Raw genomic sequence first — 15,695 nt, forward strand, 5'->3', positions numbered from 1 at the left:
GGAGACGTCATTTACCGCCCACGCCCTTTTCTTGCGCGCGCGAATCTCCTTCACTGAAGACGTTGCCGCCTCGCCGGGCATGCTCCGTGGCGCGGCAGCGCAGCCGGCTCCGGCCGGACGCTCCGAAGACCCCATCGCGGAGGGACCCATGCCGCGACTGTTCACGGCCATCGAGATCCCCCATGACGTGGGGCTCGGCCTTTCCATGCTGCGCGGCGGCTTGTCCGGGGCGCGCTGGATCGATCCGGAGAACTACCACGTCACCCTGCGCTTCGTGGGCGACGTGGACGACGCCACCGCCCGCGAGATCATGTTCACCCTCGGCCAGGTGCGACGCCCCTCCTTCGACCTGATGCTGGACGGGCTCGACCAGTTCGGCGGCCACAAGCCACGCGCGGTGTTCGCCGCCGTGAAGAGCAGCCCCGCCCTCATGGAGCTCCACGCCGAGCAGGAACGGCTGATGCAGCGCATCGGCCTCGGTGCCGAGGGGCGCAACTACAAGCCCCACGTCACCCTTGCCCGCCTGCGGGATGCCTCCTCCCGCCAGGTGGCTGATTACCTCGCGACACGGGGCCCCTACCGCAGCCAGACCTTCCGCGTACCGCGCTTCGTGCTGTTCTCGTCCCGCGATTCGGTGGGCGGCGGCCCGTATCTGGTGGAAGCCGCCTACCCGCTGCTGTGAGGCGGCCCTTGCAGGGCGCCGAAGGGTCCCCAAATCATGGGGCATGAACACCACCACCCTCGGCGGCGACGCTTTCGGTCCGGACGGCCTCTCCCCTGACGAACAGGCCCAGGCGGCACGCGATGAAGCCAGCGTGCGCCGACGTTTCTGGACCAAGCTGAAGGGCGCAGCCGCGCATATTCCCTTCGCGGAGGATGCGGTGGCGGCCTATTTCGCCGCGTTCGACCGCAATACCCCGCTGAAGGTGCGTGCCACCCTGCTGGGCGCGCTCGCCTATTTCATCCTGCCGTTCGACCTGGCGCCGGATTTCCTGCCCCTCATCGGCTTCGGCGACGATGCGGCCGTGCTGCTGGGCGCGCTCCGGCTGCTCTCCGGCCATGTGACCCCCGAGCATTACGCCGCCGCCCGCGACGCCCTCGGGAGGCTGGAGACGCAGAAGGACACTGACGCCAGCAGCCGGTGAGCCTCGCTCATCGACCGCGGGGGTAGGCCCTCGCGACGCGTGAGCCACAGCCTGCCGGCGCCGGTCCAAGACCGGGGCCGTTGGCTCAGGGCCGTGCCTCAGGCCCCGGTGGTGAGCACCACCTTGCCCTTCACCCGCCGCCCGGCGATCTCGCCCAGGGCTTCGGTGCAGGCTTCCAGGGGGAAGGTCTTGTCCACATGGGCGGAAATCCGCCCCTCCCCGGCATGGCCCATCAGCTCGGCAATGGCGTCGCGCAGCCAGCACGGGTTGGCCCGCGCATGGTTGCCGAAGGCGATGCCCCGGGCGTCGCAATTCTTCAGCAGCAGCAGGTTGAGCGGGATCTTCGGGATTTCTCCGGAAGCGAAGCCCACCACCAGGAAGCGGCCGAGGGAGCCGAGGGCGCGCAGCGCCTGCTCCGCCATCTCCCCGCCCACCGGATCATAGACCACATCGAGGCCGCGCGACCCGCCGAAGGCCTTCAGGGCGCCCTTGAGGTCGCCCTGGGCATAGTCGAAACCCACGTCGGCCCCGTGGGCGCGGGCGAAGGCCACCTTTTCCGGCGATGAGGCGCAGGCAATGGTGCGCGCCCCCATGATGCGCCCCAGCTCCACCGCCGCCAGCCCCACGCCGCCCGAGGCGCCGAGCACGGCGAGGCTCTCCCCCGCCTTCAGCTCGCCCCGGTCGCGCAGGGCATAGAGCGCGGTGCCGTAGGTGACGATGAGCCCGGCCGCCCTCACGAGATCCAGGGTGTCCGGCACCCGCGCGAGGAAGGCGGCGTTGACCACCACGCGCTCGCGCGCCGCGCCGTAGGTCATGTAGCCGCACACCCGGTCGCCCACCGAGAAGCCCTCCACCCCCGCGCCCAGAGCCGCCACATGGCCGGCGAACTCGGCGCCCGGCGAGAACGGCAGGTCCGGCTTCACCTGGTACATGTCGCGGATGATGAGCGTGTCGAAGAAATTGAGGCCGACCGCTTTCACCTCCACGAGGACCTCGCCCGGCCCGGGGGCCGGCTCGTCGATCTCCCGCACGGCGAGAAGATCCGCTGGACCGTGGCGTTCGCACACAACCGCTTTCATGAAGGCATGCCTCGCGTGTGAAGGTCATTCGGCTCGGCCGGACGGGTGCCGGGACGGCGGGATTACCAAAAATTAACCCAATGGCGAAGAACCTGTCGCTAAACAGGCCTTCGCAACGGTAGCCCGGCGAGCGTCATCAGGTCGCTCCCGCCGCGCCCGAGGGGCCGAAGATGCCCCGCGAAGGCCCGGAAAGCCTCGAAAACCCCGAAAATCTCGCCGTCCGCATTGAGCCGGATGGAGGCTTCGGTTTAGGAAAAGGCAAGAGGTGAACGCCATTTTTTCGTCCGCCTGCGCCGCTACCCGACACGCGGGCCACCCCTGTCCGGTACCCGGTGCGCCCTCAAGGCCCCAGCGAATAGGAAAAGCCATGACGCTTGCTCGTGTCCATCCGACGCTCCTGGGCGTGTTTCTCGCCTTTGCCGTTGCGGCCCCGGCGGCCGCGCAGGACCAGTCGCAGTCCAAGGCCGTGGCGCAGTTCGGGGACTGGGCGGTCTACGTCTCCACCTCCGCGCCGAAGATCTGCTACGCCACGTCCCAGCCCAAGACCCGCACGCCCGCGAACCTGAAGCGCGACCCTGCCTATTTCTTCATCTCCACCCGTCCGTCCGAGAAGGTGAAGAACGAGGTGACCGTCACCGTCGGCTTCCCCCTCAAGGAAGGCAGCGACGCGACCCTCACCGTCGGCTCCCTGACGCTCCAGCTCTACACCAAGGACACCGGCGCCTGGCTGCGCAACGTGGCCGACGAAGTGAAGCTGGTGGATGCCATGCGCAAGGGCAAGGACCTGACGGTCGTCTCCACCTCCATCAAGGGCAACCAGACCACCGACAAATACTCGCTCTCCGGGCTCGGCCAGGCCATCGACCGCGCCACCCAGGAGTGCAAGTAAGGGCCCCGACGCCCCTGCCCGGGCGCCCGTCCGGTCCCCTGCCTGCCGCGCCGCGGCAGGAGCCGCCGCCGCAGCCGCCGCCGCATCTGCGCGCCGGGAGCCGGTCCCCCTTGCGAATCTCCCCGTGGAAAGCCGCGGCGGAAGGCATTATGTGTGACACCATGACGTCACTGCCCGAACCCGCCCCTGCCCTTGTCCCAACGGCCGAGCCCGCCCCCTCGCCCGAGCGCGCCTCCCTGGTCGGCCTCGACCGGGAGAAGCTCGGCGCGGCGCTGGACGCCATCGGCGTGAAGGGATCGGACCGGCGCATGCGGGTGAACCAGCTCTGGCACTGGATCTACCTGCGCGGCGCCACCGAATTCGCGGAGATGACCAACGTCTCCAAGCACCTGCGCGCCCGGCTGGAGGAGACCTACACGCTGGCGCGGCCGGAGATCGTGCTGGAGCAGGTGTCGCAGGACGGCACCCGCAAGTGGCTGCTGCGCTTTCCCGCCGACCATCCCGGCGAGAAGCCTCACGACATCGAGACCGTCTATATCCCCGAGAGCGACCGCGGCACCCTGTGCGTCTCCAGCCAGGTGGGCTGCACCCTCAATTGCTCGTTCTGCCATACGGGAACCCAGCGCCTGGTGCGCAACTTGACCGCCGCCGAGATCGTGGCCCAGGTGATGGTGGCCCGAGACCGCCTCGGCGACTATCCCGGCCGCGACCGCGCCGTGGGTCCGGGCCTGCCCACCGAGGGCGAACGGCTCGTCACCAACATCGTCTTCATGGGCATGGGCGAGCCCCTTTATGCCTATGACAGCGTGAAGGAAGCCATCGAGATCCTGTCCGACGGCGACGGCCTCGGCCTCGGCAAGCGGCGCATCACCGTGTCCACCTCCGGCGTGGTGCCGGAGATCGAGCGGCTCGGCTCCGAGGTCGGCCCGATGCTGGCCATCTCGCTCCACGCCGTGCGCGACGATCTGCGCGACGTGCTGGTGCCCATCAACAAGAAGTACCCTATCAAGGAGCTGATGGAGGCCTGCCGCACCTATCCGGCCGCTTCCAACGCCAAGCGCATCACCTTCGAATATGTGATGCTGAAGGGCGTGAACGACAGCCCCGCCGACGCCAGGGCGCTGGTGAAGCTGCTGGAAGGGGTGCCGGCCAAGATCAACCTGATCCCGTTCAACCCCTGGCCGGGCACCCAATATGAGTGCTCCGACTGGGAGACCATCGAGCGCTTCTCGGACATCGTGTTCCGCGCCGGTTACGCAAGCCCGGTGCGCACGCCGCGTGGGCGCGACATCCTCGCCGCCTGCGGCCAGCTCAAGAGCGAGAGCGAGAAGCTCTCCGCCCGCGAGCGCCTCGCCTTGCGCGCCATGATGGCGCAGGCGGAGTAGCGCCCACCCCTCTGCCGGAGACGATCCATGCTGGACCATGTCGGGATCTCGGTACGCGACGTGGCACGTTCGCGCGCCTTCTATCTCGCGGCCCTCGCGCCGTTGGGCTATGGCATTGCGATGGAGGCGGGGGACGACGGCAAGGGCGGCGCCACTTATATCGGCTTCGGCGCCGGCAAGCCCGAATTCTGGATCGGCGTCGGCGCCCCCCCGACCGTGCATGCCCACATCGCCTTCACCGCCCCGGACCGGGGCGCCGTGGACGCCTTCTACAAGGCGGCCCTCGCCGCCGGCGGCCGCGACAACGGCCCGCCGGGGCTTCGGCCCCATTACCACCCGCATTATTACGGCGCCTTCGTCTTCGACCCCGACGGCCTCAACGTGGAAGCCGTCTGCCACAATCCGGAGTGACGGGGCGCCGATGGACAACCTCGCCCGCCTGCTGCTGCGCTTCCTCCTGGTGCCGCTCGGCTATTTCGCGGCGGTGATCGCCGGCGCCTGCGTGATCCTCATCGGCGAATGGCGGATCGGCACCCTGTTCGAGACCACCCGCCCCGACGATGCGGCCATCGGCTTCGTGGTGGCCATCGTCACCTCCGTCACGGTGCTGATCCTGCTGCTCACCGTCATGTGGCTGGTGGCCGCGGTGGGCATCCTGTTCTCGGAGGCCTTCGCCATCCGCTCGTGGATGTTCCATGTGGCGAACGGCGTCGTCTCCGCCTGGATCGGCGCCCAGTTCTTCACACCCGCCCTCGGCGCGCCGGGGGTGACGGAGGATCCTTTCTACGTGGTCGCGGCGGGGCTGGCCGGCGGGCTGGCCTATTGGCTGGTGGCGGGCTCCACCGCCGGCTTCTTCAAGCCCATCCTGCGCTCGGCGGCCGAGCGCGCCGCCCGCCTCCCTCCGCCCGCCGGGGCCCCCGAGCCGCCCCGCGCGCCCCTGCCGCCGCCCCAATGAGCCCGCCCGCCGAGCCGCAGCCGCGCAGCCGCGTCCGCAGGTTCTGGCGCCTCGTCCTGGCGTATCTCGCGGGCACGTTTGTCATGGTCAGCGCGCTCCCGGCCATCGGCGGGGTGATGGACCTCATCGCGGAGCATGTGGGCTGGCCGGCCGGCATGGCCCTGATCTACATGGTCGCCATCGTCTCCGGCGGACTGGGCTACCTGGTCGCGGCCGTGTGCGGGCTGCTGCCCGCGGCGGCCTGGATCGCGGCCTCGGAGCGCCACCGCGTGCGCCGCCCGCTGGCGCATGTCCTCGCCGGAGGTGCCGGAGCCGTCCTCGGCTGGCTGCTGCTGTCGTTCGTCACCGAGCATCTCGGCGATCCCATCCAATGGCGCGTGGCGGCCGACCTCTTCCTCGCCGGATGCATCGGCGGGCTCGTCTACTGGGCGATGGCCGGCCGCACCGCCGGCCTGCGGACCCCGGACGAGGCCTGAGCGGACCAACTATCCTTTGCGTCCTCGCCGTGTTCCCGGTAAGCCTCCCCCTTCCACCCGCGCGCGAATGCCATGACCCAGAATGACGCCCCCCTCTCCCTCGCCGACCTGCGGGCCGAGATCGACCGCCTCGACGAGGCCATGCACCGCCTCCTCATGGAGCGCAGCGAGATCATCGACCGACTGGTGCAGGTGAAGCGCACGGCCGGCGCCGAGGGCAGCTCGGCCTTCCGCCCCGCCCGCGAGGCGGACATGATGCGCCGCCTGGTGGAGCGCCACGCCGGCTTCCTGCCCCTCGACACGGTGGAGAGCATCTGGCGCGTCATCATCGCCACCTTCACTTATGTGCAGGCTCCCTACAGCGTGCACGCCGACCTTGCCGTCGGCGAGCCGGCCATGCGGGACAGCGCGCGCTTCCATTTCGGCTTCACCGTACCCTTCGTGCCCCACATGGGCGCGCGCGGGGTCATCGATGCGGTGAAAGGCTCGAAGGGCGACCTCGGGCTCATCGCGGCCGCCCACTCCCCTTCCGGCGGCGATCCGTGGTGGACGGCCCTGGAGGGCGAGGGCACGCCGAAGATCATCGCCCGCCTGCCCTTCGTGGAGCGGGCAGACCATCCCGCCGGCCTGCCCGTCTTCGTGGTCTCGCACCCCATCGCCGATGCGGCGGTGCGCGAGGTGCGCGTCTATTCGCTGCGGGTGACAGGTTGGAGCGCGGCCGCCGGCCGTGCCATACCGGCGTTCGCCGAAGTGGTGGTGGCGCCGGATGAGGCCCTCGACGGCGCCGCCCTGCTCGCCTCCCTTCCCCCGGGCCATCAGGTGGAGGAGGTGACGGCGGCGCTCATCGAGACCGGGGTGGGCATCCGCGCCGTTTCCGAGGTGGGCAGCCATGCCGCCATCCACCGGGTTGGGGAGCAGGCGGCCGCCGCGCGGCCGTGAGGAAGAACGATTCTGGAGTGAAGTCGAGATGTCCGCCGTGCTGAAAGACCCCATCCCCGCTCCCGGCCGCCCCGAGCCGCGGCCCGGCGTGCTCGCCATCGAGGCCTATGTGCCCGGCAAGAGCCACGCCCCGGGGGTGGAGAAGGTCTTCAAGCTCTCCTCCAACGAAACCCCCCTCGGCCCGAGCGAGAAGGCGGTCGCCGCCTTCACCGCCGCCGGCCGCCGGCTGGAGGACTATCCGGACGGCTCCGCCACCGTGCTGCGCGAGGCCATCGCCAGGGCCTACGGGCTCGACCCCGCCCGCATCATCTGCGGCGCCGGCTCGGACGAGATCCTCAACCTCGTGACCCATGCCTACGTGGGCCCGGGGGACGAGGTGATCTACAGCCAGCACGGCTTCCTCGTGTACAAGATCGCGACGCTCGCCGCCGGCGGCACCCCGGTGGTGGCGAAGGAGCGCGACCTGACGGCCGACGTGGATGCGCTGCTCGCCCTCGTCACGCCGCGCACGCGCCTGGTCTTCCTCGCCAATCCGAACAACCCCACCGGCACCTATCTGCCGTTCGACGAGGTGCGCCGCCTGCACGTGGGCCTGCCCTCCAACGTGCTGCTGGTGCTGGATGCGGCCTATGCCGAATACGTCCGCCGCAACGATTACGAGACCGGGCTGGAGCTGGCGCTGACCGCCGACAACGTGCTGATGACCCGCACCTTCTCCAAGATCCACGGCCTTGCGGCGCTGCGCATCGGCTGGGCGGTGGGCCCGGCCCATGTGATCGACGCCATGAACCGCGTGCGCGGCCCCTTCAACATGAACACGCCGGCCCTGCTGGCGGGCGCCGCCGCCATCGCCGACGCGGCCCATGTGGAGAAGGCGGTGGCGCACAACGAGAAGTGGCTGCCGTGGCTGACCCAGGCCATCGAGGAACTGGGCCTGAAGGTCACACCCTCGGTCGCCAACTTCCTGCTCATCCACTTCCCGGACACCCCCGGCCACACGGCGAGGGAGGCGGACGCCTTCCTGACGAAGCGCGGGCTGGTGCTGCGCCAGGTGGCCTCCTACGGCCTTCCCGGTGCCCTGCGCATGACGGTGGGCACGGAAGAGGCGAACCGCCTGGTGGTGGAAGCGCTGCGCGACTTCATGGCCGGAGCAGCCCCCAAGGACGCCACGCAGTGACCCGACCGCTCGTTCCCCGCCTCGCCATCATCGGGGCGGGGCTCATCGGCTCGTCCCTCGCCCGCGCCGCGCGGGAGAAGCACCTCGCCGGCATCATCGCGGTGGCCGACCGCGACCCGGGCGTGTGCGCCCGCGTGCGGGAGCTCGGCTTCGCCGACGAGGTGACGACCCATGCGGCGGAAGCCGCGAAGGACGCCGACATTGTCGTCGCCTGCGTGCCCGTGGGCGCCTCCGGCGCGGTGGCGGCCGAGATCGGACCCGTGCTGAAGGCCGGCGCCATCGTCTCGGACGTGGGCTCGGTGAAGGCCTCCGTGCTGGAGGCCATGGCGCCCCACGTGCCCGCCCACGCCCACCTCGTGCCGGCGCATCCGGTGGCGGGCACCGAGTTTTCCGGGCCGGACGCGGGCTTCGCCACCCTGTTCGAGAACCGCTGGTGCATCGTCACCCCGCCCGAAGGCGCGGACCCGGCGGCGGTGGAGCGCATCGTCGCGCTGTGGCGCGCGGCGGGGGCGAACGTGGAGGTGATGAGCGCCCAGCACCACGATCTGGTGCTCGCCATCACCAGCCATGTGCCGCACCTCATCGCCTACAACATCGTGGGGACGGCGGCGGAGCTGGAGGAGACGCTGACCTCCGAGGTGATCAAGTTCTCGGCCGGCGGCTTCCGCGACTTCACCCGCATCGCCTCGTCCGACCCCACCATGTGGCGCGACGTGTTCCTGCACAATCGCGAGGCGGTGCTGGAGATGCTCGGCCGCTTCACCGAGGACCTCACCGCCCTGCAGCGGGCCATCCGCTATGGCGACGGGGACGCCCTGTTCCAGCACTTCACCCGGACGCGGGCCATCCGCCGCTCCATCATCGAGCAGGGCCAGGAAACCGCCGCCCCCGACTTCGGCCGCCGCGCGGCGGAAAAGCCGAGGCACGAGGACAGCTGACGGCTCCCGCTACCGCAGCCTGCAGGCTACCTGCCCGCCATGCCCCGGCTTGTCCGGGGCATCCACTCCGGACCATCCACCGGCGCACTACTCCGCCGCCACCGCCGGCGGCACCTCCGCCGGGGCACGGAACTGGGCGAGAAGGTGGGTCTCCTCGGCCTTCGCGGCCTGGAGAGTCCGGCTCTTCACATGGCCGAAGCCGCGGATCTTCTCGGGGATGGAGGCGATGGCCACCGCCACCGCATGGTTCGAGGCATCGAGCCGTCCGACCAGCTCCGCGACGGTCCGCTCGTATTCGGCGATCAGCGCCCGCTCGGTCCGGCGCTCGGCCGTGTAGCCGAAGATGTCGAGGGGCGTGCCGCGCAGGCCCTTCAGCTTCGCAAGGAGGCCGAAGGCGCGCAGCATCCACGGGCCGAGCTTCACCTTCTTCGGCTCGCCGGTGGCCGGGTCCACCTTGGCAAAGAGCGGCGGGGCAAGATGGAACTCGAACGTCAGATCACCGTCGAAAGCGGCCTTCGCCTGGGCGAGGAAGGCGCCGTCCGCATAGAGGCGTGAGACTTCGTATTCATCCTTGTAGGCCATGAGCTTGAAGAGGTTCTTTGCCACCGCCTCGGCAAGGCCGCCGCGCCCCGGCGCCTGCGCAGCCTCCACGGCGCGCACCTTGTCCACCAGCACCTTGTAGCGCCCGGCATAGGCTGCGTCCTGATAGGCCGTCAGTTCCTTGACGCGCCGGTCGATCACCTCGTCGAGGCTGGCGCAGAGGCGGCGGGCGTCGCTCGGCACCTCGTCCCTCGGCGTTGCGATGGCCTCCACCGCCGCCGGATCGTGGGCAGCCCTGCGGCCCCACAGGAAGGCGGCCTTGTTCATGGCCACGGCCTCGCCGTTGAGCTCGATGGCCTTCTCGATGGCCTCGGCGGAGAGCGGCAGGGCGCCGAACTGATAGGCATAGCCCACCATGAAGATGTTCTGCGCCAGCGCATTGCCGAACAGCGCCTGGGCCAGCCGGCTGCCTTCGATGAAGTGGGTCATGTCCGGCCCCACCGCCTCGCGGATGGTCCGCTTGATGCGCTCGGTGGGCAGGGAATAGTCCGCGTTGCGGGTGAAGTCGCCGGGGAGCACCTCGTGGGTGTTCACCACCACGATGGTCTTGCCGGGCTTGACCGCGGCCAGCACCTTCTTGGTGCCCGCTACCACCAGGTCGCCGCCCAGCACCACGTCGGCCCCGCGCGCCGGCACGCGGATGGCGGTGATGTCCGCGGGATCGTTGGCGAGGCGGATGTGGCTGTAGACCGCCCCGCCCTTCTGCGCGAGGCCGGCCATGTCGATCATCCCGCAGGCCTTGCCCTCCAGATGCGCCGCCATGCCGAGGATGGCGCCGATGGTGACGACGCCCGTGCCGCCCACGCCGGTGGCGATGATGCCGTAGGTGCCGTGGATCTCGGGATGCGCCGGCTCAGGCAGCTCCGGCCAGTCCCCCGCGCCGCCCGCCGCGCCGGCGATCTTCTTCGGCTTCGCGCCGTGCACGCTGACGAAGGAGGGGCAGAAGCCCTTGATGCACGAATAGTCCTTGTTGCAGGAAGACTGGTCGATCTCGCGCTTCCGGCCCCACTCGGTTTCGAGCGGCTGCACGGAGACGCAGTTGGACTTCACGCCGCAATCGCCGCAGCCCTCGCAGACGCGCTCGTTGATGAGCACGCGCGTGTCCGGATCGGGGTAGAGCCCCCTCTTCCTGCGGCGACGCTTCTCGGCGGCGCAGGTCTGGTCGTAGATGAGGACGGTGACGCCCGGGATCTCCGCCAGCTCGCGCTGCACGAGGTCGAGCTCGTCCCGGTGGCGGATGGTGAGACCCGCCGGCCACAGGGCGCCCGCCGGATATTTCGAGGGATCGTCCGCCACCACCACCACGCGCTCGACGCCTTCCGCGGCCACCTGCCGGGCGATGACGGGCACGGTGAGGTCGCCCTCGTGCTTCTGGCCGCCGGTCATGGCGACCGCGTCGTTGAACAGGATCTTGTAGGTGACGTTCACCTTGGCGGCCACCGAGGCCCGCAGGGCGAGATAGCCCGAGTGGTTGTAGGTGCCGTCGCCCAGATTCTGGAACACGTGGCCGCGGTTGGAGAAGGAGGCCTCGCCGATCCAGTTGGCGCCCTCCCCGCCCATCTGCGTGAAGCCGGTGGTGGACCGGTCCATCCACTGCACCATGTAGTGGCAGCCGATGCCGGCGTAGGCGCGCATGCCCTCGGGCACCTTCGTCGAGGTGTTGTGCGGGCAGCCGGAGCAGAAGTAGGGGATGCGCGTCGCCACGTCGGAGGTGGCGGCGAGCACCCGCTGGGCCTCCTCCAGCTCGGCGACACGCGCCGCGATGTCCGGGATGTGGCCGTAGGCAAGCAGGCGCCGGCCGAGCTGGATCGCGATGTCGTTCGGGTCGAGCGCGCCCTTCACCGGGAAGAGCCACTTGCCCTCCTCGTCCTTCTTGCCGATGCAGACGGGCTGGTTGGCGGTGCCGTAGAGCTCCTCGCGCACCTGCACCTCGAGGAGGGAGCGCTTCTCCTCCACCACCATGATGAGATCGAGGCCGCGGGCGAACTCCATCAGCCCCTGCGTCTCCAGCGGCCAGGGGCAGGCCACCTTCCAGATGCGGATGCCGAGATCATTGGCGCGCACCTCGTCGATGCCCAGCTCGTCGAGCGCGAGCCGCACGTCCAGATAGGACTTGCCCACGGTGGCGATGCCGATGCGCGGGCGCGATCCGCCGGAGGTGATGAAACGATTGAGGTGATTGGCGCGCAGGAAGTGGAGCACCGCATCGCGCTTGTATTCCTGCAGCCGCTCCTCCTGCGCCAGGGGCGTGTCGCCGAGGCGGATGTTGAGGCCACCCGGAGGCATCTCGAAGCCCAGCGCCGGCTCGATGCGCACCCGGTCGAGGCGGCCATCCACGATGCCGGTGCTCTCGATGGTGTCCTTCACCGCCTTCAGGCCCACCCAGGTGCCGGAAAAGCGCGAGAGCGCCCAGCCGTAGAGGCCGTAATCGATGATCTCCTGCACCCCGGCCGGGTTGAGCACGGGGATCATCACGTCGACGAAATGGAACTCGCTCTGGTGGGCGGTGGTGGAGCTTTCCGCGGTATGGTCGTCGCCCATCAGGGCGAGCACGCCGCCGTGGCGCGAGGTGCCGGCATTGTTGGCGTGGCGGAACACGTCGCCGGAACGGTCGACGCCCGGCCCCTTGCCGTACCAGAGGCCGAACACGCCGTCATACTTGCCCTCGCCCCGCAGCTCGGCCTGCTGGGAGCCCCAGAGCGCGGTGGCGGCGAGATCCTCGTTGAGGGCCGGCTGGAACTTGATGTCGTTGGCCTTGAGGATCTTCTCGGCGCGCAGGAACTGCTGGTCGAGCCCGCCGAGGGGAGAGCCGCGATAGCCCGTCACATAGCCGGCCGTGTTGAGGCCGGCGCGACGGTCGCGCTCCTTCTGCATCAATGCGAGGCGGACGAGGGCCTGCGTCCCCGAAACGAAGACGCGCTCCTGGGAGAGGTTGTATTTGTCGTCGAGGGACACGGGCTTCAGGGCCATGGGCGCCTCCGGCTCAGGCGCGGCACGCGGGGCAGTGCATCGCAGCCGTTCAACCATAGGCTGGCACGGAGTGTCGCACCCCGCAATTTCGTTGTTTCAATTCAAAGCGCAACGAAATTGCTTAAAGGCTGGGCATGACGCATTTTGGCGCACTGCAAGACAGGCGCAACGGCGGCGCAGCATGAAAACCCATGAAACTTGCGCCTCGGCGGCAATTCCTAGCCCGGCAGCAGGCGCTCGCTTTCCACATAGCCGGTGAGCAGCGCAAAGCCGAAGAACATCACCAGCAAGGCTGCGCTGACTTCCACGCCGGAGAGCAGGATTTCGGCACGCCGGGTCTGCCGGCCGGCGAGGCGCACGGCAAGGCGCTTGCCATAGACCGCGACGGCGGCAATCAGCGTCACCATTGCGGCGGTGCCGAGCCCCATGGCGAACACCGCCACCACCCCGCTCACGAACACGCCCTGCGCCAAAGCGAAGGTGAGCACCAGGATCGCCCCCGAGCAGGGCCGCGCCCCGGCGGAAACCACCGCCAGCGCCGCGCGCTTCAGGTCCGCGCCCGGCGCGATGAGGGCCGGGTCGGGCATATGGCTGTCGCCGCAGCCGCACTCATCGTCGTGCACATGGCCATTCGCCGGCTGCCAGCCCATCGCCGCGGCGAGGAGCTTCCGGCCCTTCACAATCGCGAGATAGAGGCCGAACAGCCCGATGCCGCCGTAGGCCACGACCTCCACCACGTTCACCACCCGGTCCATGGTCGCGGACGTCGCGTTGAGGATGGCGAAGATGATGGAGACGAGAGCGATGGCGCTCACCGCCTGCACGATGCCGGCCGCAAGCGAGAGCACGGCGCCGCGCTTCAACGTGCCGCCATCGGCCAGGATGTAGGACGAGATCACCGCCTTGCCGTGCCCCGGCCCGGCCGCGTGGAACAGGCCGTAGGCGAAGGAGAGGCCGGCGAGGAGATAGACGGCATGGCCGTCCGCCTTGGCGGCGCGCACCGCCTGCTTCAGCGCCAGATAGAATTCCGCCTGCTTGGCGAGGATGAAGCCGGTGAGGCCGGATGGCGGCGTCGCGGCCGCCGCGCCGCCGAGCCCGAAGGGTGTCGTCTTCGCCCCCGCCCCGAAGGCCTGGGCAAAGGCGAAATCGGGAAACAGCACCAGGGCCACCAGCAATGCGAAGGCGACCAGGCCGCCGAGGAGGGCGAGGAGCGTGACCACCCCGCCTTTTTGGCCATCGGCCATGAACCAGGAAGACTTCACGGGCACTTCACCGTGATCTTGTCGGCAAACTTGGCGCCGTAGTCGCTGGCGGAGGTGAGCTGCGAGAAGAACGCCTCACTCAGCTGGGAGGTCTGCGGCGGATCGGGCGACACCACCTGCTGGGTGCAGCCCGCCGGGGCCGCCACGAGATGCACCGGATCCTTCTCCGCGAAGGCGAAGGACACGAACACGGTGGGATCGAAGACCTCCACGGTGACGGTGCCCTTGGCCGGCATCGGCTTCGCCAGCGGCAAGGTGAAGTGCAGCGTCAGCAGCTCGTCCGCATAGGTGAGGAAATAATCCACCGGCTCCTTGAAGGCGAGCTTGGCCGTGGCGGACTTGCCGACCACGAAATAATCGTACTCCTTCAGCGAGGTGACATTTACCTCTGCCAACGGCTTCAGCACCTTGTCGCCATAGGAGCCGTCCTTCTCCTTCTCCAGGCCCTGCAACGCGAAGGCGGAGAAGGCGTCGTCGAAGGTCCAGATCTGCTTCACGGCGGAAAGCCGCCCCTCGGCATCGTAGACGAGCTCGCTCTTCATCGTCACCCAGACGTGCGGGTGCGCGGCCGCCGGACGCGGCGAGAACAGGATGGCCGCCAGCAGGAGCAGGGCGACGGGCACGAAGCGCGACGTCATCTATGGATACCTTTCTGGGGCACGACCTTGCCTCAGACTTCGGCGGAATGGTGGCGCCCCACCGCGCGCCCGACACCGGCGCCGCGGGACCGACCCGGCGGAATTATCCTCCTACCCGCGAAACGCGGGAGAATGATGACAGCCCGCCGCCGCCCTCCAAGGCCGGCCCGTGGATGCATGACGGCCGTCCCGCTGCACGGGACGGCCGCGGAACCCAGGCCTGCGAAGGCTCAGTTGCTGCCGAGCAGAGTGATCAGCTCGGCGCGGAACTCGGCAGAGATGTCCGGACGCGAGAGCGCATAGGCCACGTTCGCCATGAGGAAGCCGATCTTGGAGCCGCAATCGTAGACGTGGCCATCGAAGCGCACGGCGTAGAAGGGCTCGGTCTCCTTCAGCTTCAGCATGGAATCGGTGAGCTGGATCTCGTTACCAGCGCCCCGCTCCTGATTCGCCAGCAGGTCGAAGATCCCGGGCTGGAGGATGTAGCGGCCGGAGATGGCAAGGTTGCTCGGCGCGGTCCCGGCCTTGGGCTTCTCCACCATCTGGGTGATGGCCTTGGCCCCCTTGGCCTTTTGCTCGCCGGTGCCGACGATGCCGTACTGATGGGTCTGGTCGTCCGGCACCTCGTAGACGGCGATCATGTTGCCGCCGGTCTCGTCATACGCCTCCACCATGGAGGCGAGGCAGCCCTTGCCGTTCTTGGCCATGTGCAGCATGTCCGGCAGCAGCAGCGCGAACGGCTCGTCGCCGATGATGTCGCGCGCGCACCACACCGCATGGCCGAGGCCGAGGGGCAGCTGCTGGCGGGTGAAGGAGGTGGTGCCTGCCTTCGGGGTATCCCGGTCGAGCTGCTCCAGCTCCTTGATCTTCCCGCGCTCCTGCAGGGTGCGCTCCAGCTCGAACTGGCGGTCGAAATGGTCCTCGATCACCGCCTTGTTGCGGCCGGTGACGAACACGATGTGCTCGATGCCCGCCGCCCGGGCCTCGTCCACCACGTGCTGGACCACGGGACGGTCCACCACCGTCAGCATTTCCTTCGGCACGGCCTTGGTGGCGGGCAGGAAGCGCGTGCCGAGACCTGCAACGGGAAGAATCGCCTTACGAATGGGTTTACGCATCAAGTCCGCCCCTCAGTGAGCCCCGATAAACGGGTCCATATCACACCCGAATATTGCAGGCCGAATGCAGCGCAGCAAAGCCAATGCATGACGGCGAGAGGATGGCAACCAGGAAGAAAGGCGC

General features: G+C 69.1%; 15 protein-coding genes. 10 read left to right on the forward strand and 5 right to left on the reverse strand.

What is annotated here, in order from left to right; genetic code table 11:
* Positions 1-148 precede the first annotated feature (148 nt).
* Together thpR and V5F59_RS17065 are read left to right on the forward strand one after the other, a co-directional pair.
* Positions 149-682: an RNA 2',3'-cyclic phosphodiesterase gene (gene thpR, locus V5F59_RS17060; protein ID WP_393976401.1), complete on the forward strand. Its 534-nt coding sequence runs from the start codon at positions 149-151 to the stop codon at positions 680-682.
* Between the two features lie 43 nt (positions 683-725).
* Entirely contained in the window at positions 726-1,145 is a 420-nt protein-coding gene (locus tag V5F59_RS17065; RefSeq protein ID WP_393976402.1) for a YkvA family protein, read from the forward strand.
* Between the two features lie 98 nt (positions 1,146-1,243).
* Here V5F59_RS17065 and V5F59_RS17070 read toward each other — a convergent pair whose 3' ends face one another.
* On the reverse strand, positions 1,244-2,224 hold the full coding sequence (locus V5F59_RS17070) for an NADPH:quinone oxidoreductase family protein (protein WP_393976403.1): 981 nt from the start codon (positions 2,222-2,224) through the stop codon (positions 1,244-1,246).
* Positions 2,225-2,591: 367 nt separating this feature from the next.
* Between V5F59_RS17070 and V5F59_RS17075 the strand changes: the two genes are divergently transcribed.
* The 8 genes from V5F59_RS17075 (at position 2,592) to V5F59_RS17110 (ending at position 8,983) form a co-directional block, all read left to right on the forward strand.
* Entirely contained in the window at positions 2,592-3,113 is a 522-nt protein-coding gene (locus V5F59_RS17075) for an invasion associated locus B family protein (RefSeq protein WP_393976404.1), read from the forward strand.
* A 161-nt stretch (positions 3,114-3,274) separates the two neighbouring features.
* A complete protein-coding gene (rlmN, locus tag V5F59_RS17080) occupies positions 3,275-4,498 on the forward strand; it encodes a dual-specificity RNA methyltransferase RlmN (protein ID WP_393977054.1) in 1,224 nt (407 codons plus the stop codon).
* Positions 4,499-4,525: 27 nt separating this feature from the next.
* Positions 4,526-4,909: a VOC family protein gene (locus V5F59_RS17085; protein WP_393976405.1), complete on the forward strand. Its 384-nt coding sequence runs from the start codon at positions 4,526-4,528 to the stop codon at positions 4,907-4,909.
* 10 nt (positions 4,910-4,919) lie between these two features.
* On the forward strand, positions 4,920-5,453 hold the full coding sequence (locus tag V5F59_RS17090; protein ID WP_393976406.1) for a hypothetical protein: 534 nt from the start codon (positions 4,920-4,922) through the stop codon (positions 5,451-5,453).
* Positions 5,454-5,536: 83 nt separating this feature from the next.
* The gene (locus tag V5F59_RS17095) at positions 5,537-5,929 is read left to right on the forward strand and encodes a hypothetical protein (protein ID WP_393976407.1); all 393 of its coding nucleotides are present in this window, start codon (positions 5,537-5,539) and stop codon (positions 5,927-5,929) included.
* 72 nt (positions 5,930-6,001) lie between these two features.
* A complete protein-coding gene (locus tag V5F59_RS17100; RefSeq protein ID WP_393976408.1) occupies positions 6,002-6,868 on the forward strand; it encodes a chorismate mutase in 867 nt (288 codons plus the stop codon).
* Between the two features lie 52 nt (positions 6,869-6,920).
* A complete protein-coding gene (hisC, locus tag V5F59_RS17105; protein ID WP_393977056.1) occupies positions 6,921-8,045 on the forward strand; it encodes a histidinol-phosphate transaminase in 1,125 nt (374 codons plus the stop codon).
* Entirely contained in the window at positions 8,042-8,983 is a 942-nt protein-coding gene (locus tag V5F59_RS17110) for a prephenate/arogenate dehydrogenase family protein (RefSeq protein WP_393976409.1), read from the forward strand. The genes hisC and V5F59_RS17110 overlap by 4 nt, the downstream gene beginning before the upstream one ends.
* An 87-nt stretch (positions 8,984-9,070) precedes the next feature.
* Here the strand turns inward: V5F59_RS17110 and V5F59_RS17115 are convergent, their stop codons facing one another.
* The 4 genes from V5F59_RS17115 to galU form a co-directional block, all read right to left on the reverse strand.
* Positions 9,071-12,553 (reverse strand): indolepyruvate ferredoxin oxidoreductase family protein, encoded by a 3,483-nt coding sequence (locus V5F59_RS17115; protein ID WP_393976410.1) that lies wholly within the window; start codon positions 12,551-12,553, stop codon positions 9,071-9,073.
* A gap of 218 nt (positions 12,554-12,771) precedes the next feature.
* Positions 12,772-13,815: a nickel/cobalt transporter gene (locus V5F59_RS17120; RefSeq protein ID WP_393976411.1), complete on the reverse strand. Its 1,044-nt coding sequence runs from the start codon at positions 13,813-13,815 to the stop codon at positions 12,772-12,774.
* Positions 13,812-14,453: a DUF1007 family protein gene (locus tag V5F59_RS17125; protein WP_393976412.1), complete on the reverse strand. Its 642-nt coding sequence runs from the start codon at positions 14,451-14,453 to the stop codon at positions 13,812-13,814. Before V5F59_RS17125 ends, V5F59_RS17120 begins: the two co-directional genes overlap by 4 nt.
* Before the next feature lie 230 nt (positions 14,454-14,683).
* Complete coding sequence (galU, locus tag V5F59_RS17130; RefSeq protein WP_393976413.1) at positions 14,684-15,571, reverse strand: UTP--glucose-1-phosphate uridylyltransferase GalU; 888 nt, start codon at positions 15,569-15,571, stop codon at positions 14,684-14,686.
* Positions 15,572-15,695 lie beyond the last annotated feature (124 nt).

The sequence above is a fragment of the Xanthobacter nonsaccharivorans genome, from assembly GCF_043194755.2.
GTDB classification, from domain to species: Bacteria; Pseudomonadota; Alphaproteobacteria; order Rhizobiales; family Xanthobacteraceae; genus Xanthobacter; species Xanthobacter autotrophicus_G.